General features: G+C 63.1%; 24 protein-coding genes. 10 read left to right on the plus strand and 14 right to left on the minus strand.

Going from position 1 to position 20,223, the window contains the following annotated elements:
* Positions 1–5: 5 nt before the first annotated feature.
* Both FFS37_RS10215 and FFS37_RS10220 read left to right on the plus strand, forming a co-directional pair.
* The gene (locus FFS37_RS10215; protein WP_137930815.1) at positions 6–1,253 is read left to right on the plus strand and encodes an MFS transporter; all 1,248 of its coding nucleotides are present in this window, start codon (positions 6–8) and stop codon (positions 1,251–1,253) included.
* Positions 1,254–1,284: 31 nt separating this feature from the next.
* Positions 1,285–1,548 carry an ArsR/SmtB family transcription factor gene (locus FFS37_RS10220; RefSeq protein WP_027031521.1) on the plus strand — a complete coding sequence of 88 codons (264 nt, stop codon included), beginning with the start codon at positions 1,285–1,287 and terminating at the stop codon, positions 1,546–1,548.
* Positions 1,549–1,580: 32 nt separating this feature from the next.
* Here the strand turns inward: FFS37_RS10220 and FFS37_RS10225 are convergent, their stop codons facing one another.
* From FFS37_RS10225 to FFS37_RS10250, 6 genes are all read right to left on the minus strand, one after another.
* On the minus strand, positions 1,581–2,045 hold the full coding sequence (locus tag FFS37_RS10225; protein WP_137930816.1) for an SRPBCC family protein: 465 nt from the start codon (positions 2,043–2,045) through the stop codon (positions 1,581–1,583).
* Between the two features lie 18 nt (positions 2,046–2,063).
* The gene (locus FFS37_RS10230; protein ID WP_137930817.1) at positions 2,064–2,438 is read right to left on the minus strand and encodes a nuclear transport factor 2 family protein; all 375 of its coding nucleotides are present in this window, start codon (positions 2,436–2,438) and stop codon (positions 2,064–2,066) included.
* A 50-nt stretch (positions 2,439–2,488) separates the two neighbouring features.
* Positions 2,489–2,962, minus strand: a complete 474-nt coding sequence (locus tag FFS37_RS10235) for an SRPBCC family protein (protein WP_137930818.1) — start codon at positions 2,960–2,962, stop codon at positions 2,489–2,491.
* 11 nt (positions 2,963–2,973) lie between these two features.
* Entirely contained in the window at positions 2,974–3,309 is a 336-nt protein-coding gene (locus FFS37_RS10240; protein WP_137930819.1) for an ArsR/SmtB family transcription factor, read from the minus strand.
* A gap of 5 nt (positions 3,310–3,314) precedes the next feature.
* Positions 3,315–3,971 carry a glutathione S-transferase family protein gene (locus FFS37_RS10245; protein ID WP_137930820.1) on the minus strand — a complete coding sequence of 219 codons (657 nt, stop codon included), beginning with the start codon at positions 3,969–3,971 and terminating at the stop codon, positions 3,315–3,317.
* 111 nt (positions 3,972–4,082) lie between these two features.
* Positions 4,083–4,916: an alpha/beta fold hydrolase gene (locus tag FFS37_RS10250; protein ID WP_137930821.1), complete on the minus strand. Its 834-nt coding sequence runs from the start codon at positions 4,914–4,916 to the stop codon at positions 4,083–4,085.
* 94 nt (positions 4,917–5,010) lie between these two features.
* On the opposite strand from FFS37_RS10250, the gene FFS37_RS10255 reads away from it, so the two are divergent.
* The 3 genes from FFS37_RS10255 (at position 5,011) to FFS37_RS10265 (ending at position 6,593) form a co-directional block, all read left to right on the plus strand.
* On the plus strand, positions 5,011–5,532 hold the full coding sequence (locus FFS37_RS10255) for a winged helix-turn-helix transcriptional regulator (RefSeq protein ID WP_137930822.1): 522 nt from the start codon (positions 5,011–5,013) through the stop codon (positions 5,530–5,532).
* A gap of 76 nt (positions 5,533–5,608) precedes the next feature.
* Entirely contained in the window at positions 5,609–5,845 is a 237-nt protein-coding gene (locus FFS37_RS10260; protein WP_137930823.1) for a hypothetical protein, read from the plus strand.
* Between the two features lie 316 nt (positions 5,846–6,161).
* Positions 6,162–6,593 carry a GlcG/HbpS family heme-binding protein gene (locus FFS37_RS10265; protein ID WP_137930824.1) on the plus strand — a complete coding sequence of 144 codons (432 nt, stop codon included), beginning with the start codon at positions 6,162–6,164 and terminating at the stop codon, positions 6,591–6,593.
* Between the two features lie 4 nt (positions 6,594–6,597).
* Here the strand turns inward: FFS37_RS10265 and FFS37_RS10270 are convergent, their stop codons facing one another.
* From FFS37_RS10270 to FFS37_RS10280, 3 genes are all read right to left on the minus strand, one after another.
* Complete coding sequence (locus tag FFS37_RS10270; RefSeq protein WP_137930825.1) at positions 6,598–6,999, minus strand: hypothetical protein; 402 nt, start codon at positions 6,997–6,999, stop codon at positions 6,598–6,600.
* A 462-nt stretch (positions 7,000–7,461) separates the two neighbouring features.
* Positions 7,462–7,644: a 50S ribosomal protein L32 gene (rpmF, locus tag FFS37_RS10275; protein ID WP_008873867.1), complete on the minus strand. Its 183-nt coding sequence runs from the start codon at positions 7,642–7,644 to the stop codon at positions 7,462–7,464.
* Between the two features lie 140 nt (positions 7,645–7,784).
* Complete coding sequence (locus tag FFS37_RS10280) at positions 7,785–8,546, minus strand: biosynthetic peptidoglycan transglycosylase (protein ID WP_137930826.1); 762 nt, start codon at positions 8,544–8,546, stop codon at positions 7,785–7,787.
* Between the two features lie 221 nt (positions 8,547–8,767).
* Between FFS37_RS10280 and FFS37_RS10285 the strand changes: the two genes are divergently transcribed.
* The 5 genes from FFS37_RS10285 (at position 8,768) to FFS37_RS10305 (ending at position 15,832) form a co-directional block, all read left to right on the plus strand.
* On the plus strand, positions 8,768–9,685 hold the full coding sequence (locus tag FFS37_RS10285) for a polyprenyl synthetase family protein (protein WP_137930827.1): 918 nt from the start codon (positions 8,768–8,770) through the stop codon (positions 9,683–9,685).
* Positions 9,686–10,029: 344 nt separating this feature from the next.
* Positions 10,030–11,865: a phospholipase D-like domain-containing protein gene (locus FFS37_RS10290; RefSeq protein ID WP_171026235.1), complete on the plus strand. Its 1,836-nt coding sequence runs from the start codon at positions 10,030–10,032 to the stop codon at positions 11,863–11,865.
* Between the two features lie 273 nt (positions 11,866–12,138).
* Positions 12,139–12,894, plus strand: a complete 756-nt coding sequence (locus FFS37_RS10295; RefSeq protein WP_137930829.1) for an SDR family oxidoreductase — start codon at positions 12,139–12,141, stop codon at positions 12,892–12,894.
* 13 nt (positions 12,895–12,907) lie between these two features.
* Positions 12,908–13,414, plus strand: coding sequence for a gluconokinase (locus FFS37_RS10300; protein ID WP_232375615.1), 507 nt, complete (start codon positions 12,908–12,910; stop codon positions 13,412–13,414).
* A 78-nt stretch (positions 13,415–13,492) separates the two neighbouring features.
* Positions 13,493–15,832: a response regulator gene (locus FFS37_RS10305; protein ID WP_137930831.1), complete on the plus strand. Its 2,340-nt coding sequence runs from the start codon at positions 13,493–13,495 to the stop codon at positions 15,830–15,832.
* A 21-nt stretch (positions 15,833–15,853) separates the two neighbouring features.
* Here the strand turns inward: FFS37_RS10305 and FFS37_RS10310 are convergent, their stop codons facing one another.
* The 5 genes from FFS37_RS10310 to ispG form a co-directional block, all read right to left on the minus strand.
* Positions 15,854–16,594 (minus strand): class I SAM-dependent methyltransferase, encoded by a 741-nt coding sequence (locus FFS37_RS10310; RefSeq protein WP_137930832.1) that lies wholly within the window; start codon positions 16,592–16,594, stop codon positions 15,854–15,856.
* 76 nt (positions 16,595–16,670) lie between these two features.
* Entirely contained in the window at positions 16,671–17,423 is a 753-nt protein-coding gene (locus FFS37_RS10315) for a Stf0 family sulfotransferase (RefSeq protein WP_232375616.1), read from the minus strand.
* Positions 17,424–17,476: 53 nt separating this feature from the next.
* Positions 17,477–18,028, minus strand: a complete 552-nt coding sequence (locus FFS37_RS10320) for a phosphotransferase-like protein (protein ID WP_137930833.1) — start codon at positions 18,026–18,028, stop codon at positions 17,477–17,479.
* Positions 18,029–18,061: 33 nt separating this feature from the next.
* Positions 18,062–18,916, minus strand: coding sequence for a lytic transglycosylase domain-containing protein (locus tag FFS37_RS10325; RefSeq protein ID WP_137930834.1), 855 nt, complete (start codon positions 18,914–18,916; stop codon positions 18,062–18,064).
* Between the two features lie 5 nt (positions 18,917–18,921).
* Entirely contained in the window at positions 18,922–20,175 is a 1,254-nt protein-coding gene (ispG, locus tag FFS37_RS10330; protein WP_137930835.1) for a flavodoxin-dependent (E)-4-hydroxy-3-methylbut-2-enyl-diphosphate synthase, read from the minus strand.
* Positions 20,176–20,223 lie beyond the last annotated feature (48 nt).

Here is a 20,223-nt window from a genome sequence, read left to right on the forward strand (position 1 = left end):
AAAAAATGCTCGCAGCCTACCGACCGATCCTCTCGCTGCTTCGCGGCACGGCTTTTCTTCTGGCGGCGTCTGGATTGCACGGGCTGCTGTTGCCGTTGCGCGGCCAGGTCGAGGGATTCTCGACCGCATCGCTCGGCCTGATGGGCACGGCCTGGGCCGGCGGCTTCGTCACCGGCTGCTTCTTCGCGCCACGCCTTGTGCGCCGCGCGGGCCATGTGCGCGCCTTCGGCGCTTTCGCCGCATCGGGCGCCATCGTGGCGCTGCTGACGGGCCTCATCATCGACGAATATGTGTGGATCCTGCTGCGCGCCTTCACCGGCTTCACCATGGCCGGCGCCTTCATGGTCATCGAGAGCTGGCTGAACGAGAAGGCCACCAACGAGAATCGCGGCACGGTGTTCGGTCTCTACATGATGGTGACCTACGCCTCGATCATGGGCGGTCAGATGATCGTCGCCGGCGGCGATGTGAAGTCCGCGTCACTGTTCATGATCACCGGCATCCTGTTCTGCCTGTCGCTGATCCCGACCGCTGTTTCGACCGCCTCACACCCCAAGCCGCTGCAGGACGTCAAGCTCGACGTCAAGGGCCTCTACGCCAACTCGCCAGTCTCAGCGATCGCCTGTCTGCTGATCGGCATCGCCAACGGCGCCTGGGGCACGCTCGGCGCCGTCTATGGCGCCCGCATCGGCATTTCCACGGCTGAGATCGCCTTGATGATGAGCCTTGTGGTGGTGGCCGGCGCCGCCATGCAGCTCCCGGCCGGGCGCCTCTCCGACAAGACCGACCGCCGCTTCGTGCTGGCCGGCGCTGCGTTCGGTGCCGCGCTGTTTGCACTCCTCATCTTCCTGTTCGAACCGCGTTCCGGCCTCTTTGTCATCGTCTTCACCGCCGCTTACGGCGCCTTCGCCTACACGCTCTATTCGATCGCCGTGGCGCATGCCAACGACCACGCGCGCGCCGAGGACTTCGTCAAGGTTTCCGGCGGCCTGCTGCTGCTCTACGGCTTTGGCACCATGATCGGACCGCTGCTGGCCGCCGCCCTGATGGGCTGGATGCGGCCGGAAGGGCTGTTCCTGGCGACCGCCTTCGCCCATCTCAGTCTGGCCGGCTACACGCTGCTGCGCATCAGCCGCCGCGCGCCGGTGCCGATCGGCGATCGCGACGCCTTCAAGACCCAGCCGGCGGACCGTTCGGTGACACCGGAAGCATTGCGGCTCGATCCAAGAAGAAAAGCAGAAGCAAACAGTTGAGAATCGAAAAACTTTCCCTCACAAATGAGGCATGATGTTTTCCGACGCCTTCATGGCGATCGCCGATCCCAATCGGCGCCATCTTCTGGAAGAACTTCGACGCGGTCCGAAGACCGTCAACGAGTTGGCCGCCGGGCTGCCGGTCTCACGCCCGGCCGTATCACAGCATTTGAAAGTGTTGCTGGACGCCGGCCTGGTTAATGCCAAGGCAGAGGGAACCCGGCGTGTCTACACGGTAAGCAACGCCGGCTTCCTGAAACTCAACATCTGGCTCGATCAATTCTGGGAAGCCTGACCACTTCTGGTCAGCCACCTCACGAGCCTCATTCAACTATTCGAAGCCAGAAAAGCGCCGAGCAGATCGAGCAGCACCCCGGTCCCGTGCTCGCGCGTCTCGGATGTGTCATGGCCGTCGAGGAAAGCCCCCTGTTCGGTCAGCACCAGCCGCGTGCCCGTGCCCTCGGCGAAAAGTTCGATCGTGGCCAGCGACACCGATATGCGGGTTGCGCCGAAAAGCATGTCGTAGCTGTAGACCATGCGCTGGTCGTGAACGATGTCCTGATAGGTGGCGGTGTAGACGTGGATCGGACCGTCCTTGGGTCCACCGGCATTGACCTCCTTGCCGCCAACGCGGAAGTCCATTTCATGCCGGCTGGGCATGGGGTTGTCGGGGTCGGCGAACCAGCGGCGCTTGGCGTCCGGATCGCTGAGCGCGAAGAAGACCTTCGACGGCGCCGCCGGGTAGAGACGCTCGATGACGAAGGTGGAATGGACAACGGAACGTTCGGTCATGGATTGCTTCCTCGCTGGTCAGTTCGATTGGTTCTGGGGAATGAAGACGCCGGCGCGATAGGTGGCGCCGAAATAGACCTCGACGCTGCGCAGCCTGTCACCGTGAAACCGGTGCAGTTCGGTGTTGCGGAACGTCTTGCCGTCCACGGTCTCGCAGCTGTAGAGGACAAAGGCGCCATCGCCGTCTTCGCCGATCCTTTCGATCGTCATCGAGCGGAAGAGCTTGCTGTTGGGCCAGCAACGATCGAAATAGGCCGCTCGGTCGACGGCATCGTCATATGGGCTGGTGAAGGTGAAGTCGTCGCTCAGGGCTGCTTCCATGACCGCGCGATCCCCGGCCTGGAAGGCGGCGAAGTAACCCCGAACAAAGTCGGATCTACTCTTGCCGGGCATGATGGTTGCTCCTCTGGTTTCGGGCTGGAATGGCTTCAAGGCTTTGGGCCTCAACCATCGGCGGTCTCGGCCATGAATTCGGCGGCGAGATTGTCCAATGCCGCGTTGAAGCCGGCTCGGCTGCCGGCGACCATGTCCTTGCCGCCGAAAGCAGCGATCTGGTCTGTCAGCACCAGCCGCGTCGACGCGCCCAGAGCCTGAAACTCGACCGTGATCAGCGAGACGGAGAGCCGGTTCCAGCCCTCGCAAACCAGCTCCGTCGAGACGATGCGCTGATCCGGCTCGATGTCGAGGTAACGGGTCTCGACGCGGTAGATCAATTTGCCGCGCGGCCCGCAGCGGCTGACATCCAGCCCGCCGACCTTGAAATCGGTCTTGTCGTAGACAAGGTCGGCTGCCGTCGATGGTGTCCCCCAGCGGGCCCGCGCGCGTGGATCCGCGAATGCCTGGAAGACCCGCGCCGGCGAGGCGTCATAGACGCGCTCCAGCACGATGGTCGCATGGATTACGGATGGCTCCGTCATGATGGCCTCCTTCAGGTCTCGTCCTTGGTTTCCGCCAGGAAATCGCCGAGCCGGTCGAGCCGGCGTTCCCAGGAGAGGCGCCGCTCGTTGATCCAGTGCTCGGCCGCGCGCAGGGCCTTCGGCTCGATCTGGCAGGTGCGCACCCGCCCGACCTTCTGTGTGCGCACCAGGCCGCTCGCCTCCAGCAGGTTCAGGTGCTGGACGACGGCCGACAGCGACATCGCCAGCGGTTCGGCCAGCTGGCTCACGGAAGCCGGGCCACGCGACAGCCGGTCGACCATCTGCCGCCGCGCCGGATCGGCGAGCGCCTGGAACATCAGGTCGAGCTGGGCGGGATCGTGCAGCATCGTGGTCAGCCGTTGTTGTAGGGGAAGAACTTGAAGTAGGGCTGCGCCTCCTCGATCACCCTGGCGAAGGCGGGGCGCGGCAGCAAGCGGTCGTGATAGCGCTTCACGGCCGGATATTTGTCGCCGAACGGTTCGACCTTGTTGGCGTAGAAGAGCGCGGGAGATGCCGAGCAATCCGCCATGGTGAAGGCGTCGCCCACCGCCCACTCCCTCGACTGCATCTGCTGCTCGATGATCGCATAGGAATTGCGCAATTGCGCGCGTGCCTGCTCGACACCGAACGGATCGGTCTTGTCCTGCGGCCGCAGCCGGTCGGCGACGATCTTCTGCATCGGTTCCTGGACATAGAAGTCATAGAAACGATCGGCCTGGCGAACCGCCAGCGCCGGATCGACGTCGTCGGGAACGAGTTCGACCGGTCCCGGGTAATGAGCGGCCAGATATTCGACGACGATCGTCGATTCCAGAATCGTGCGGTCGCGCGCATCGTCGCGCAGCGCCGGCATCTTGCCGGTCGGCGAGATTTTCAGGAAGGCAGCGCGCGATTGTTCGTCGCCGAGATCGACGATAACAGGATTAAAGGGCGTGGCGTTCTCGTAGAGCGCGATCAGCGGCTTCCAGCAGAAGGAAGCCAGGGGATGGAAGTACAACGTCAGGGACATTTTTCTCTCACCTCGCGTGTGACCTGTCAGCGGTACGGGTCATGGAAAACTGAAGCAGTTACTTAACTATTGAGATGGACCTTGTCCGTCAAGCTCGGCTGAGGACGAACCTCAGATGGAGCGGATGTGGGCGAGCACCGCGCCGGCGATATCAGGCCAGTCCTGCATATGCAGTTCGTGGCCGCCGCCTTCGATGCGAAGAAGCCTGGCGCCGCCGACCGCCTGGACCAGGGCTTCGCCATGTTCGATGGGAAAGATCGGATCGGCCGTGCCGTGGATGACCAGCAATCGCGCCCTTATCTCATGCAAGCGGCCCTTGGAGTTGCCGCCGCCCCCGAGCATGAAGTGGTTGGTCGCGCTCAGGAACCCGCCGGAGCGGTCGTAGTCCTGCTCGATAAAAGCCCGCGCCCCGGCCTCGTCGAACGGATGCGCAACGCCGGCAATTGCCCTGGCATCCCTGACCACGAAGTCGATCGCCTGGCGGCAGTCCGACCAGTCGACGTCGGCGCCGCCGGCGGAATGCTCGATATAGGACGCGCTCATCGTCGGCAGGTGCGATGTGTCCATTCCCACCGGCGAACTGCTGATCACGGTCAGCGACGCGACGCGCGAGGGGTGCCTGAGCGCCACGTGCTGTGCGATCATGCCGCCCATCGACATGCCGGCGACATGCGCCCTTTCGATGCCGTGGCTGTCGAGCACACCGACCGCGTCGTCAGCCATGTCGTCGAATGAATAGGGCGGCTTTCCCGGCGGATATTTGGTTGAGCGGCCGGTGTCGCGGTTGTCGTAGCGGATCACGAACAGGCCTCCATCGGCAAGCCTCCGGCAAAGCGCCTCCGGCCACCAGAGCATGGATGCCATTGCGCCCATGATCAGCAGCAATGCAGGATTTTGGGCGTCGCCGAACGTCTCGGACACAATCGTGGCTTGCGTGGCGGTCATTGCTGGGCCCTCCAGACTGATTGCATTTTGAAATCAGTTGCACGATAGGCAAACTGATACGATAATGCAACTGGTTTTGCGGAGAAAAATGAAAATGACGCTTGATCGCCGGTCCGGCTGTCCGATCAACCTGTCGCTGGAAGTGTTCGGCGACCGTTGGAGCCTGATCATTCTTCGCGACATGATTTTCGGCGGCAGGCGGCATTTTCGTGAACTGCTCAATGGATCGATGGAAGGCATCGCCTCCAACATCCTGGCCGACCGGCTGAAGCGGCTTATGGAACTCGGCATGCTGACCAAGGCTGATGACCCCAGCCACAAGCAGAAGGCGATTTACAGCCTGACCGAGATGGCGATCACGCTGGTGCCGATCCTTGCCCATCTCGGCGCCTGGGGCCGCGTCTGGCTGCCCACGACCGAGGAGCTCTCGATCCGGGCCGAGCTTCTGGAAAAAGGCGGGCCGCCACTATGGGACAAGTTCATGGACGAGTTGCGCCATGAACATCTCGGCGCGCCGCTCGATGCAACGACAGGCCCGTCGGTACGCGCCACCTTGCAGGCGGCCTATGAAACTGTCGTCGCCGGCAAGGCTCTCGGCGCCAACCCGGCCGCCTGAACAACTATTTTCCCCGTTTGGCAGCCGGCTCTGCTACAACGGTGGAAAATCAGATCTCACGGGATTGGATAGGCTCTTGGTCGAGAACTCTAGGGATACTGCCCGCGCGCGTGCCGATCTGCGCTTCAAGAAGCAGGAAGAGGCCGCAACCGTTCGTCAGAAAGCAATGGCCGAATATGCCGCCGAGAGCGATGCCCGCAAGGTCAAGACCGACAAGCTGCGGGCGCTCCGGCTCGCCAAGGAAGCCGAAGACCTCGCCAACTCGGCAGCGACGCCGACCGCGAAGCCGGCCCGCGCCAAGAAGAAGAAGTAAGCCTGAACTCCTACAGCGTCGACCGTGCCCGATGATCTGGTCGCCGGCCTTGATCGGCTAGAGCAATTGCAGGAAAAGTGCATAGCGGTTCTCCCGGGAGAAGCGCGAAGCGCTTCCCCTTGGGAATTGCTTGAAAACAAAGACTTAGAGCGGTTCGGCGATTCCGTGAAACGCTGAACCGCTCTGGGCGCCTGTAGACGGCTCTGCCCGAAGGCGCCGCCGACCCGCCGCTTCACGAGAAGCAATTTCAACGGAAACCGGGATTGCTTCGTCCGGCGGACCGCCGAAGATTGACCTACTCAAACAGGAGACCGCCATGACCGCGCTGCCGCTCGAAAAAGCCAATGTGATCGTAAATGCCGCCTTCGCCAAAGGCAGCAGCCTCAAGCTCAAACCGCTCGGCGTGTCGGTGCTGGATGCTGGCGGGCACCTCGTCGCCTTCCAGCGTCAGGACGGCGCCTCGTTCCTGCGCCCGCAAATGTCGGCCGGCAAGGCCTATGGCGCGCTGGCCATCGGCATGGGTTCGCGCCGGGTCGAGGCCTTCGCAAAGGAGCGCCCGCATCTGGTCGCCGGCATTTCCGACGTGTCGGGCGGACGCGTGCTGCCGGTGGTCGGCGGCGTGCTGATCCGCGACAAGGCCGGCACCATTGTCGGCGCCGTCGGCATATCAGGTGACACGTCGGACAATGACGAGGCAGCGGCCATCGCCGGCATCGAGGCGGCGGGCTTCACCGCCGATCCGGGCTGAACCCTCAGTTGAAGTTGATGTCGCGGCTGGCCGAGCGCATCGACACCGCGAACCCGGCAAGCACATCGAACAGCGCGATGATCATCAGCGTGAAGAAGATGGAGTGCGCCGCGCCCTTCACCAGCAGGAACTCGACGAGGAAAGCGACGAAGACCAGTGTCGACAGGAGATGATCCATGATCGACGCGGTCGTGGTGCGTGCCGACTTCACCATTTCGAGGAACAGGAAGATCAGCCCGATCAGCACCATCAGATCGCCGAGTGTCATCGAAAACACCCCACCCGACATCATGTGGAAGGAGAAGACTTCGCTCGCCCACGGATCGTCGCCGCCGCCGAATATTCCAAGCAGGCCGAGATTGTAGAGCACGAAGGGCACGATCAGAAGCGGGACGGCACCAAACATCCGGCGTCTCCATTTGGGGGCATCTTCTGTACAATGCTCCACAGGCGCGCCGTCAAGATTTTTCGCGCAAGGCCGCGAACACGGTCGAAGACCGCGTGCAACAAATGCTGTCGGCCATTGGCCGGACGACAGGAAACAGCCGAAACCCGGCTCAGCGCTTGAAGTAACCGGCGCGCACCGCGGCGCCGATGACGTTGAGGATGATATGCCGATTCCTTGATCAGCGTGATGGAAAGGGCTGGTGACCGCCGGTTCCATGTAGCCGAGGACCCGCGACCAGCAACTGCTCGGCGGCCGCCGTCAACGCTTTGGGCACGCGTCCACCAGGAAAACGGGCGGCCAGGCCGGACACATCGGCTGCGGCCCGAACTGCGGGCGGCGGCGGTCAATCCGCTGCGCCAAACGCAAAAAACCGGCCAGAGGCCGGTCTTTTGTAACTCAAACCCGGGGAAGAGGCTGGTGTCAGCCTTCCTTGGGGGTCAGCACCTGACGGCCGCGATACATGCCGGTCTTCAGGTCGATGTGGTGCGGGCGGCGCATTTCGCCGGAATTCTTGTCCTCGACATAGGTCGGGGCCTTGAGGGCGTCGGCCGAGCGGCGCATGCCGCGCTTGGACGGAGAGGTTTTGCGTTTCGGAACGGCCATGGATATGCTCCACTACATGGTCAAAAGCCCCGCCCGCCCTCGTGAAAGGGCCATGTCGGGGCCTAAATCTGAGAAAGTCGGGTGCCTATACACGCCTGATGCCGTTTTGGCCAGCACTGGCGCGAATTTTTTTATGCCGGCTAGTCGAGACAGCCGACATAAGCGCCGGATCGGCCTGCCCTGCGCTCGATCAGGTTGGCGAGTCTCCTCAGGCCGGGCCCGGGTTTGGCCGGATTGCGGGCGATCGGGTTGGGCAGGGTGACGGCGAGAAGCGCCGCCTGCCGTCTGTTCAATTGCTTTGCGGAAATGCCGAAATGGTGCTGCGCGGCCGCCTCGATGCCATAGATGCCCGGCCCCCATTCGGCGATGTTGAGGTAGATTTCCATGATCCGCCGTTTCGACATCACCGCGTCGAAGTAGACCGCCAGCGGCAGTTCGACGACCTTGCGCACCGTGCCCAGCGGCCTCGACCAGAGAAATAGGTTTTTCACCGTCTGCATGGTGATGGTCGAAGCCCCGCGCGTCGCCTCGCCGGCCAGTGCATCGTCGACCACGCCCTTGAGTTCGCCGAGATCGACGCCGCGATGAAAGCAGAACTGCCCGTCCTCGGACATGATGACGGAGTGGGCAAGCACCGGCGCGACGTCGTCGATGGACACCCAGCGCCTGTCGTAACCGGAGAAGGTCGCCAGATCCTTCAGCATCAGCGTCGACACCGGATGCACGAAGGATGGCAGGTAAAGGAAAGTCAGCACCGCCGGGATCAGCGCCAGCACTGCGGCCACGACGATGCCGCGCCGGACCCAGCGCCTGAGACCGCGACGCTTCACGCCTCGCGATCCCGTCGCCATGTCCAGCTTTTCGGTCTCATGATCGACGATCGGTTCCGCCAAGCCGCCCAACCCGTGCCAGAGAACTCGTTTCGAACCTCGCCTCGGTGAGTCATATGACGGTGTTTCGAGAACCGGAGCGGAGCGTACATTCGAGTACGCGAGCACCGGAAGCGCGGAAAACGCCCTCAGATGACCGCAGGAGCAGAGTTTCCAAACGGGCTCTTACCGCTCCGGCATAATGGCGCTTGCCTTCTTGCGCAACGTCTGAGTGTCGGCTACCGCTCCCCGCCATGACGAATGACGACGAAATGGCGTTCGAAATGGCACTCATCCGGCGGGCCGCGGCCGTCGAGGTGTTGCTGCGGCGGCTGCTCGACGACCGCCCGCTCTCGGGCGAGATCGTCCGGCCCGATCGGCTGATGGCGGCGATGCGCCATGGCGTGCTGAACGGCGGCAAACGACTGCGCCCTTTCCTGGTCATGGAAAGTGCCGCCCTGTTTTCGGCTGATGGCGAGGCGGCGCTGCGTGTCGCCGCCGCCCTTGAATGCGTGCACTGCTATTCGCTGATCCACGACGACCTGCCGGCCATGGATGATGACGACCTTCGCCGCGGCCAGCCGACCGTGCACAAGGCCTTTGACGACGCGACCGCCATCCTGGCCGGCGATGCGTTGCTGACGCTGGCCTTCGACATCGTTGCCGGCGAAGCGACCGCGTTGCCGGCCGAGAGACGGGCAGCTCTCGTGCTGGCGCTTGCCCGCGCGGCCGGCGCCGGCGGCATGGTCGGCGGCCAGATGCTGGACCTCGAAGCCGAGCGCATTCGGCCCGACGAAGCCGGCATCATCAGGCTGCAGGCAATGAAGACCGGCGCGCTGATCCGCTTCGCCTGCGAGGCGGGCGCCATCGTCGCCGGCGCTCCGGCCGAAGACCGCGAGCGGCTGGCGGAATTCGGCTCCGCGATCGGTCTTGCCTTCCAGCTCGCCGACGACCTGCTCGACCTTACGGCTGACGCCAAGCAGATGGGCAAGGCGACCGGCAAGGACGCCGCCGCCGGCAAGGGAACGCTGGTTGCGCTGCACGGCGCAAGCTGGGCGCGCAGCCAGCTCAACGGCCTTGTCGCGCAGGCACATCAGCTCCTCGAGCCCTATGGCGACGGCTCGGCGCGGCTGAAACAGGCCGCGACCTTCATCGCGACGCGCAACAACTGATGGCTCCCGGCCGGCTTGCGTTCGACGGATGCGGTCCAGTCAACGCGTAGACATATGCCGCCCGCCAACATCGCATAATTATTCACCGACTAAATAATCCCACGCCGCGCATCTTATAAAAGGAGCGCCAAGCCTACGCATTTCTTTCTGAAACGCAAATCCGCATCAAAATCCGATTGCATATTTCCATATTACAGCAATACTTACTGAAGTGGATGGGTTGGCCACGGTGTCGGGTTGAGGAATAATTTTCTTGTTACATGAATAGTTTGCGGCCTTACAGATAAGTCTCATCCCCAGTCGATGCTGTCACCTGGCCTCCTGCGATATGAGGAGAAATGGGCATGCGATTCAAGTCGGACAGGATTCAGGGCTTTCAGGTCTTCGCCGTATCGGGAACCAATACCGTCTCCTTCGGCATCGATTTTGACCCGGCAAGGATCGGCGGGTTGATGGGCTTTGCCGTCGAGCGCCAGGACATCAAGGAGAACGAGCGCTACTATATGTACGGATTCAAGGTATTCGAGAGCATCTATCCGAACCCCGATCCGACATTGCAGGTGTCGACTTACGATCAGCCGGTCCAAAGTTTTGTCTGGGATGATTTCACCGCCAAGGACGGCCGTGAATACGTCTACTATTTTCATCCTCTGAAAGGCACGCCGAAGAATCTCGACCGCTCCGCGCCTGCGATCCCCATCAAGGTTCGAACCGAAAAGGCTTTCACGGACGGGACCCATGACATCTTCTTCAATCGAGGTGTGGCGAGCAGCCAGGCCTACGCCCGGAATTTCAACAACAAGCAACCTGACAAGCTTCCCGAGCCCAAACGCACGCAGGCCCTCCAATGGCTAAGCCGCGATCTGGACGAAGCCTTGAAGAAATTCATCGACCAGGCAGAGCCAGGCGACACGTTGCTCGGAGCGTTTTACGAGTTCAGGTACGCACCGGCCGCGCAATGGTTCAAGGCGGCCATCGATCGCGGCGTCGACGTCAAACTTGTCCTCGATGCGAAAAAGAATGGCGGCGGTGTCGACAAGAAAGGCAAGCCGATTCCGAACTTTCCGCGCGACGACAATATGAAAACGGTCGCTGACGCCCAACTGCCGGCAAGCGCGATCGCCTGCTGGCGCGAGAAAAACAAGAACGAGATCGCGCACAACAAGTTCATAGTCCTGTTGAAGGGCGCAGCAAAGGCACCGGTGGAGGTTTGGACCGGTTCGACAAATCTTTCCGACGGCGGCATTCACGGTCAGACCAATGTCGGACACTGGATCAGGGACGTGGCCGTCGCGAGCCACTTCAGAGACTATTGGACATTGCTCTCGGGCGATCCTGGCAAACCCGGAACCGGTACGCCTTCCGAGGAGAAGGCTGCGATGAATGGGCTAAGATCCAGTGTCGCGGCGTTGCTGGCGACTCCTGCCGGTTGGCGAACCATTCCAGAAGGCACCACACCGGTTTTCAGCCCGCGGGCGGGCGGCGGCGTGCTCGACATGTATTCGGCGGTGCTCGATGAATCGGACGCGTTGGGCTGCATCACGCTGGCTTTCGGCATCTCGGCGGTGTTCAAGGACCGCCTGGTAAAACATGCGCAGACCTCTCCGCTGACCTTTCTGATGCTGGAGAAGAAGGACGCGCCCTCAAAGCCAAGGCCCGGAGCCGCCCCGAAACCCTTCGTCGCGCTCGGCTGGAGACAGAACGTCTATTCGGCATGGGGATCCTACATCGAGGATCCTTTGTATCGCTGGACGCGGGAGACAAATGCCGGGGCACTCAAGCTCAACCAGCATGTGAGCTATATCCATTCGAAATTCCTCTTGCATGATCCCCTTGGCGCGGACCCGATCGTGGTGACGGGGTCGGCGAATTTCTCGACCGCCTCGACCAATGACAATGATGAAAACATGCTGCTGATCCGCGGCGAGGCCCGGGTCGCCGATATCTATTTCACTGAATTCAACCGGCTGTTCTTTCACTACTATTTCCGCTCGGTTCACGAAGCGATCAGCCATCGCAAGCCCGCCGATACGCTTGGCGTCGCGGCCACGAGTTCAACCGAGAAGGCCAGTCTCTTTCTCGACGAGACGGATAGATGGACTGGCAAATACGCCGCTGGCAGCCTGAAGACCAAGCGAGTGAGAATGTTCACAGCCATGTCGGGGGTAGCCACGATCTAGCACAGGGTCCGGCGCTCTCCGGAACTGAGCCCATTCCTTCCGGTTGCGGCATTTGGGCTATCTGCACCGTCGTGACGCGCGCCTGCTTCAGTCCCACGAGGACATGGCGGTGCGCAGAGCGGATTTGACTTGCAGGGCTGAACCAGCCGCGTCATCGGTCGGCCCTTGTCCAATTACCTCGATCCGTCGCGCAGCGCTTGCCGGCGGCCTTGCGCGCCGCATCGGTTTTGTTTCATTTGACCCGTGCTGTTTCGCAATGAGAGGCTTCGATCGATGTCGTCCAATCTGTTCGATCTGACCGGGCGCCGCGCGCTGGTGACCGGCTCGTCGCAGGGCATCGGGTTCGCCCTCGCCACGGGGTTGGCGCAAGCCGGTGCCCAGGTGGTGCTCAACGGCCGCGACGCCGACAAGCTCGGCGCGGCGGGAGCGCGGATCCCCGGTGCTGAAATCCTCGCCTTCGACGCGACGGATCATGACGCGGTCCGCTCCGCGATCGACGATTTCGAGTTGTCCCACGGAGCGATCGACATACTGGTCAACAACGCCGGCATGCAGTTCCGCACGCCGCTGGAGGATTTTCCCGCCGATGCGTTCGAACGGCTGCTGCAGACCAATATCGCCAGCGTCTTCCATGTCGGCCAGGCGGTCGCGCGCCACATGATCAAGCGCGGTCGCGGCAAGATCGTCAACATCGCCTCCGTGCAGACCGCGCTCGCCCGCCCCGGCATCGCCCCCTATACGGCCACGAAAGGCGCGGTCGGCAACCTGACCAAGGGCATGGCGACCGACTGGGCCAGATACGGCCTGCAATGCAACGCGATCGCGCCTGGCTATTTCGACACCCCGCTCAACGCAGCTCTTGTCGCCGACCCGGCGTTCAGCACGTGGCTCGAAAAGCGCACGCCGGCCGGCCGCTGGGGAAAGGTGGAGGAACTCACCGGGGCCTGCGTTTTCCTCGCCTCCGACGCCTCGTCATTTGTCAACGGACACATTCTCTATGTCGACGGCGGCATCACGGCATCGATCTGATCCGCCCCGCCGCATGGTCGTCATGGGCGTTGCGGGATCGGGCAAGACCACGATCGGCGAGGCGTTGGCCCTGGCGATCGGCGCCGCCTATGTCGATGGCGACCAGCTTCACCCGCAAGCCAACATCGCCAAGATGAGCGCCGGCATTCCGCTGTCGGACGAGGACCGCTGGCCATGGCTGGCAAAGGTCGGCGAAACGCTCCGATCGGGTCGCGAAACGGTCATCGTGGGCTGCTCGGCGCTTAAGCGAGTGTATCGCAATTTCATCACCGAGAGCGCCGGAGCCCCTGTTCTGTTCATCTATCTGGACGGCTCGCGCGAGTTGATTTCCCGGCGCATGCGGGAGCGCACCGCTCACTTCATGCCGGCAAGCCTGCTCGACAGCCAGTTCGCGGCGCTGGAGCCGCCCGAGGCAGACGAGAATGCTGTCGCCGTCGCGATCGATGCACCGCTCGATGAGATCGTCAAAAGCATCATCGGCAAAATCCGCGACCTGCCTCGATCCGCGGACGCGCCATAGGTGCGCGCGAACGAAATGTTAATGTAAATGAAGCGTAATCTCGATCATTAGAATAATGCGTATGTGTTGGGGTTGCGCATGCCGGAATATTCTTCCTTCATCCGGTCCATCCGGATCCGTTATCTTTCAGGATTGTTGGTCTTCGCGCTGGCTTCAGCCGCCATCATGATTGCGCTCAATCGCGTCAACTCCTTGCGCCATGAGATCGATGCGCTGAGCAGCAACCTCGTCGTCTTCACCCGCGACCTGCGCAACGCCACCAGCTTCGCCGAGACAACGAGCTCGGCCTGGCGAAACGAGACGCGCGATGCGCTGACCGCCTCGGCGCGCGACCATTCCGAGCGCCTGACCCGCGAGATCGAGACCCTGACCGCCCAACTGGCCGCCATCCGCCCGCGCCTCTCGGCCAAGACTGTCAACGAGCTATCCGCGGCTTCCGTCAACGGTGATCTGTTCTGGTCGCCGCGCGACATGGTGCGCAACTTCAATTTGATGTCGGTGGCGCAGAGGACCAATGAATGGAGCTCGCGCGAAATCCGCAACCAGAACGACCTCTTTGTCCAGCCGATGCTGGTGCGCGTACGCACCGCCATGGATGAGGAACGCCACTTGGCCGATGTCGCCAGCGACCGGCTGCTGCTCTGGGCCAGCGGCTTGCTGTTCGCCGTTCTGGCCATCGTTGCCTTCTGGATTTTCCGACCGATGGAACAGGCGATCCGCCGCGCCTTTGCCCAATCGGCCGAATCCCTGTTCAAGGCCGAGGCCGCCGACCGCGCCAAGTCTGAATTCCTGGCCAATATGAGCCACGAGATCCGCACCCCGATGAACGGGGTGCTCGGTATGGCCGAACTGCTTGCCAAGACCGAGCTGACCGCGCGCCAGAAGACCTTCACCGACGTGATCGTGAAGTCGGGCAATGCGCTGCTGACCATCATCAACGACATCCTCGACTTCTCCAAGATCAATGCCGGACAGCTGACGCTCGACCCCGCCCCCTTCCGTCTGTCCGAAGCGGTCGAGGACGTGGCGACGCTGGTCTCGGCGCGAGTCGCCGAGAAGAACCTGGAACTGATCGTGCGGGTCGATCCGCGGCTGCCGGCCTATGTCGTCGGCGACGCCGGCCGGTTCCGCCAGATCGTCACCAACCTGGTCGGCAACGCGGTGAAGTTCACCGAGAAGGGCCATGTGCTGATCGATGTCGGCGGCGAAACCGTCAATGACGTCGTCCAGCTCAAGCTGCGCGTCGAGGATACCGGCATCGGCATCCCGGCCGAGAAGTTGCAGAATGTGTTCGAGAAGTTCGCGCAGGTCGACGGGTCCTCGACCCGCCGTCACGAAGGCACCGGCCTCGGGCTCGCCATTTCGGCGCGTCTCGTCGACCTGATGGCCGGCAAGATCGGCGTCGAGAGCGAGATCGGGCGCGGTTCCGTTTTCTGGTTCGCGGTGCCCTTGCCCGTGCACAACGCCCAGGCGCGCGACGAGATCGTGCCGGTCGACGTCACCGGCGCGCGCGTGCTGGTGATCGACGACAATCCGGTCAACCGCGAGATCCTGCTGGAGCAACTGCGCAGTTGGAGCTTCGACTGCGCCGCCGCCGAAAGCGGCGCCGTCGGGCTCGCCTTCCTCGATCGTGCCTTTCAGTTGGGCGCGTCGGTCGACTGCATCATCCTCGACTATCAGATGCCAGGCATGAACGGCGCCGACGTCGCTCGCGCCATCGCCGCCGACAGCCGTTTGTCCGCCATCCCCGTCGTCCTCCTGACCTCTGTCGACCAGGTCGATTTCGGCAAGATGATCATCGACTTCGGCATATCGGCGCATCTGACCAAGCCGGCCCGGTCGGCAGTCCTGCTCGGCACCGTCATCTCGGTCATCCAGAAGGCCCGCTCGCAGGTCGGCAAGGCACAGTTCGTGCGCGAACCGGCGCCGTCACCGGCGCTGGCGGCACCGCCCGCCTTCACCGTCATTCGCGGTCCCGTGCTGCCGGTCGCGGCGATGCCGGAATCCGCGGCCACGCCCAACGGCCCGATCGACATCCTCATCGCCGAGGACAATGACGTGAACCAGCTGGTGTTCGGCCAGATCCTCAATGGGCTCGGCTTGAGCTACCGCATCGCCGGCAATGGCCGCACGGCGGTCGAGATGTACAGGTCGCTGCACCCCAGGCTGATCCTGATGGACGTCTCGATGCCGGAGATGAACGGCTACGAGGCGACCCGCGCCATCCGCGCGATCGAGTCCTCGTCGGGCCAGCATATCCCCATCATTGGCGTCACCGCGCACGCGCTGAAGGGCGACCGCGACAAATGCATCGAGGCGGGCATGGACGACTATCTGCCGAAGCCTGTTTCGCCCGACCGCCTCGGCGCCAAGATCGGCACCTGGCTGAGCGAAACGGTGGTGGCCAGGACGGCCTGAGCATCCGCTGAGGCTGCCGGATCAGCGCAGCCGCCCGACCGGGATGATTTCTGCGGAAGTGTCCGTATAGGGTTCGCCCTGCCAGCCGCCCAGCCATTGCTCCACCACCATGCCGGCTTCATCCAGCATCCCGGCAAGACTATTCTTCTCGGGGAAAGCGATTTTCGATTCAGCGCCCAGAACCGGTCTGCCGCGGGGAATTTCGTAAAAGGTCGAATAGGTGACCACCCCGGTGGCGGCATCATGGTCGGCATCATACCAGGCCCTGACGGTGCCAAGGCTGGGGTGCTGCACCATCCGTTCGGAGCGCTGCGGCGTCCATTCCAGCCACGCCTCCACGGCGGGATTGCGCGTGTCGAACAAGAAGCGACCGCCGGGAGCGAGATGTTCGGCGATGGTGCGCAGCACCGCGCGCTGATCCTCTTGCGTCAGGAAAACCTGGAACGCGTGACCGGTCAGCAGCACCAGATCGAACCGTCGTCCGACCCGCACCGTCCGCGCGTCGGCCATGACCCAGTCGACCTTGTCACCACCAGGCCGATGCCGCGCGATGTCGAGCATGGCCGATGCTGGATCGACGCCGGTGACGCTGCACCCCATGGCCATTTCGGCCGCCAGTTGACCGGTGCCACAACCAAGATCGAGGACCGAGCCGCCATCCCGGGCAAGACGCATGCAATAGTCAAAATCGGCGCGGCCATCCTGATTCTCGATGTCGTAGAACTGAACGAAATCGGGATCATTGTAGATCGGATCGGTCATGCCGCCGGCTATACCCCAAATGTTTGCAATGCGCGACAGGCGCGCCGTCCATCACGTTGTGGTCTTGCCCCGCACCTTAGCCGGCGGCGTCCAGACGATAGCGGCGCATCCAGTCCAGGCTTGTCGCGTCGGCGAGCTTCGCCACGCCCGGCTTCACGTCCGCCATGTTCGGCGGCGTCACGCCCAATGCCTTGCAGATGCCAGCGAGCGTGGCGGCCGGATCGGCTGAAAGGCTTTCATAGCCAAGCCGCAACGGCGTTATGTCCTGTCGCTCGAACCATGTGTTCCAGGCCGCGTCATAGGCTTCGAGCTCGGCGACTTCGCCGCTGATGCGCCGAAAGTCGTATTGCGGCTTCGCCGGCGGCGCTACCCTTTCGATCTCCGTTCCGTCTGGAGCGACATGCCAGAGGCCGGTCTGCTCCGCCTTGACCAGGGAGATGGCCTGCGCGAGCTTGTTCTCGCGCGAGAGGTGTATGTAGAGAACGCGGCCAAAGGCGTTTTCGAAACGCGCCGCGTCTGACACGAGCCCGGGATAGACCTGATCCAGGATCGCCGAAAGCTCATCCAGGTTCTCCCGCATCAGGCGCAGTCCGAAAATATCTGTCCCGCCCTTGCCGGCCATGATCGCCGCATCGAGATAGGCAAGATTGAATGCAAGCTCGCCCATCGTGTCGCGGCCGGGCAGCTTCCACTCCTCGGCCCACTCGGCCACGTCCTGTCGCCGATAGAAGGAGTGAGGAGCGCCTGATCTCCCGGTGGATTCCAGCAGTTTGCACAGCAAAGTGCTGCCGGTTCTCGGCGTGCCGCAGATAATGTATGCGTCGAACATCGCGCTGCCCTTGTCGTTCATCGCAGGCGGAGCGAACCCGGCCAATCCGCCGCCTATAATCGAAATCGTTGCTGGATGCGACGGGCGCATTCCAGCGGCGAAAGCGCGCTGGTGTCGACTTCGAGATCGTAACGCATACCCGCGTGCACGCGGGCATATTGCCAGCGCGCCAGGCCCGGCAACCTGTCCGCGCGCTGGGCTTCGCGGGCTTCCAGCACCTCCAGCGGCGCCATGACGCCGACAAGGCGGAGATCGAAGGCGGACAGCAACGCGACATAGTCCGATATCTCGCCATTGCAGAGCACGTCATCGACAATCAGATTGTTGCCTTGCCCGGCCATGGCGGCAACGGCGTGGCGCATGCCGCGCAAGGCTCTCTCGCCCACCGGCCCGGCGCTGATCACGACCGAGGGGCGGCCGTCCTGCTCCATGGTTTCATAGGAGAATCCATCGGGATGGTCCTGAAGGGAATCGGGCAGCATTTCGAGAAAACTGTCCATCTGGAGATGCAGGAACGGCTCGGCGGTTATCCCCTGCAAGGCCCTTGCTATCGAACTCTTGCCGGCACCGCCGACGCCATTGAGAAGAACGATCCTGGCTGTCATCGAGAATGCCCCTCTCCGGCACGGTCCGGGCGCCTACCGGTTGCGCACCACCACGCACGCGCCGCCCACGCTTTGCAGCTTCTGGCAGATCACATTGGCGGCGGCGCGGTCGTCGACACCGATCCTCACCGCATAGATGCCGCGCCGGCCGATCGGCGTGCGCACCCGACTCACCACCGGATCATGGCTGGCAAGCAGGGCCGGGAAACGGCTCCTGACCCTCAGCCACTGGCTGATCGCGGCGCTGCGGCGGAAGTTCCCGGCAACCTGGATGCCCCACGGCTTCACATTGATCGAGGCCATCGCCACGGTCTGCGACATGATGACAGGCAGCTTGCGGCAGGCGACCGCGAAATCGAGCTTGGCGTCGAGCGGCTCGACCTTTCCGGCATAGGTCCGGTCGGTGAACTTGTCGACGGGCTCGCCCATGACGTCGAACACATAACTCTCGGTCTCCATCGGCAGGAAGCCGCCCGAGCCGAGCCAGCGCGACACCCGGCTTTCACCGGCATTGTAGGCGGCGGCCGCCAGGCCGAGATTGCCGTAGCTGGCCTTCATCTCGGCCAGGTATTGCGCCGATGCCGGAATCGCCTGGTTGATGTCGAAGGAGTTTTCGAGCCCCCGCATCTTGGCCGTGCCGGGCATGAACTGGGCGATGCCCTCGGCGCCGACAGGACTGACGGCGTTGGGATCGAAGCGGCTTTCCTTCCAGATCAGCCGGGCGAAGAAATCCCTGGGCAGCCCGTTGATATCGGCATGGGCCTGGATCAGGTTGCAGACCTTGTCGATCAGCCTCTGCTTGGCCGATTGCGGCGGATCGGCCTCGGCGAATGTCGACCAGCCCAGTCCGCACAACAGGATCAGCGTCGCCAGGAGCAAACGCTGCATTGTCCCTACTCTGCCGCGGCTTTGCCGCCGCGGCCGAATCTCTGCTCGATATAATCGGCGACCATCTTCTCGAAATCCGCGGCGATCGACGGCCCGCGCAGCGTCGCCGCCTTCTTGCCGTCGACGAAGACCGGTGCTGTCGGCGTCTCACCGGTGCCGGGCAGCGAAATGCCGATATCGGCGTGCTTGGATTCGCCGGGACCATTGACGATGCAGCCCATCACCGCGACCTTGAGGTTTTCCACGCCCGGGTATTTTTCGCGCCACACCGGCATGTTCTTCCTGAGGTCGGCCTGGATGTTCTGGGCGAGTTCCTGGAACACGGTGGAGGTCGTGCGGCCGCAGCCGGGGCAGGCCGCCACGATCGGCACGAACTGGCGGAAACCCATGGTCTGCAGCAGTTCCTGCGAGACCTGTACCTCGCGCGTCCGATCGCCGTTCGGCTCGGGCGTCAGTGAGATGCGGATGGTGTCGCCTATGCCTTGCTGGAGCAGGATGCCCATGGCCGCCGACGAGGCGACGATGCCTTTCGAGCCCATGCCCGCCTCGGTGAGGCCCAGATGCAGCGCATGATCGGAGCGGGTGGCAAGTTCGGTGTAGACGGCGATCAGGTCCTGCACGCCGCTGACCTTGGCGGAGAGGATGATCTTTTCGCGGGCAAGCCCGATCTCCTCGGCCATCTCTGCCGAAAGGATCGCCGATTGCACGATCGCCTCGCGCGTCACTTCCTGCGCGGTCAGCGGAAAACCCTTGTCCTGGTTGTCGTCCATCAGCCGGGTCAGCAGTTCTTGGTCGAGCGAGCCCCAGTTGACGCCGATGCGCACCGGCTTGTCGTGCTTGATCGCCATTTCGACGATCGCGGCGAACTGGCGGTCCTTCTTGTCCTTGAAGCCGACATTGCCCGGGTTGATCCGGTATTTGGCCAGCGCTTCGGCACAGGCCGGATGATCGGCCAGCAGCTTGTGGCCGATATAGTGGAAATCGCCGACCAGCGGCACGTTGATGCCGAGCCGCAGCAGGCGTTCATGGATGCGCGGCACCGCGGCCGCGCTCTCGTCACGGTCGACCGTGATGCGCACGATTTCGGAGCCGGCGCGGTGGAGCGCCGCGACCTGCGCCACCGTCTGGTCGATATCGGCGGTGTCGGTGTTGGTCATCGACTGCACGACCACGGGCGCGCCGCCGCCAACGACCACGCCGCCGACATCGACGCCGACCGAAGTGCGGCGGGGGAAAGGAAAGGAAAAATATCCGGTCATGCCGGCAGCCTTTGTCTTTGAAGCGCCATGCGTCCACTCCGACGCACA

Source organism: Mesorhizobium comanense (genome assembly GCF_005503535.1).
GTDB classification, from domain to species: domain Bacteria; phylum Pseudomonadota; class Alphaproteobacteria; order Rhizobiales; family Rhizobiaceae; genus Mesorhizobium; species Mesorhizobium comanense.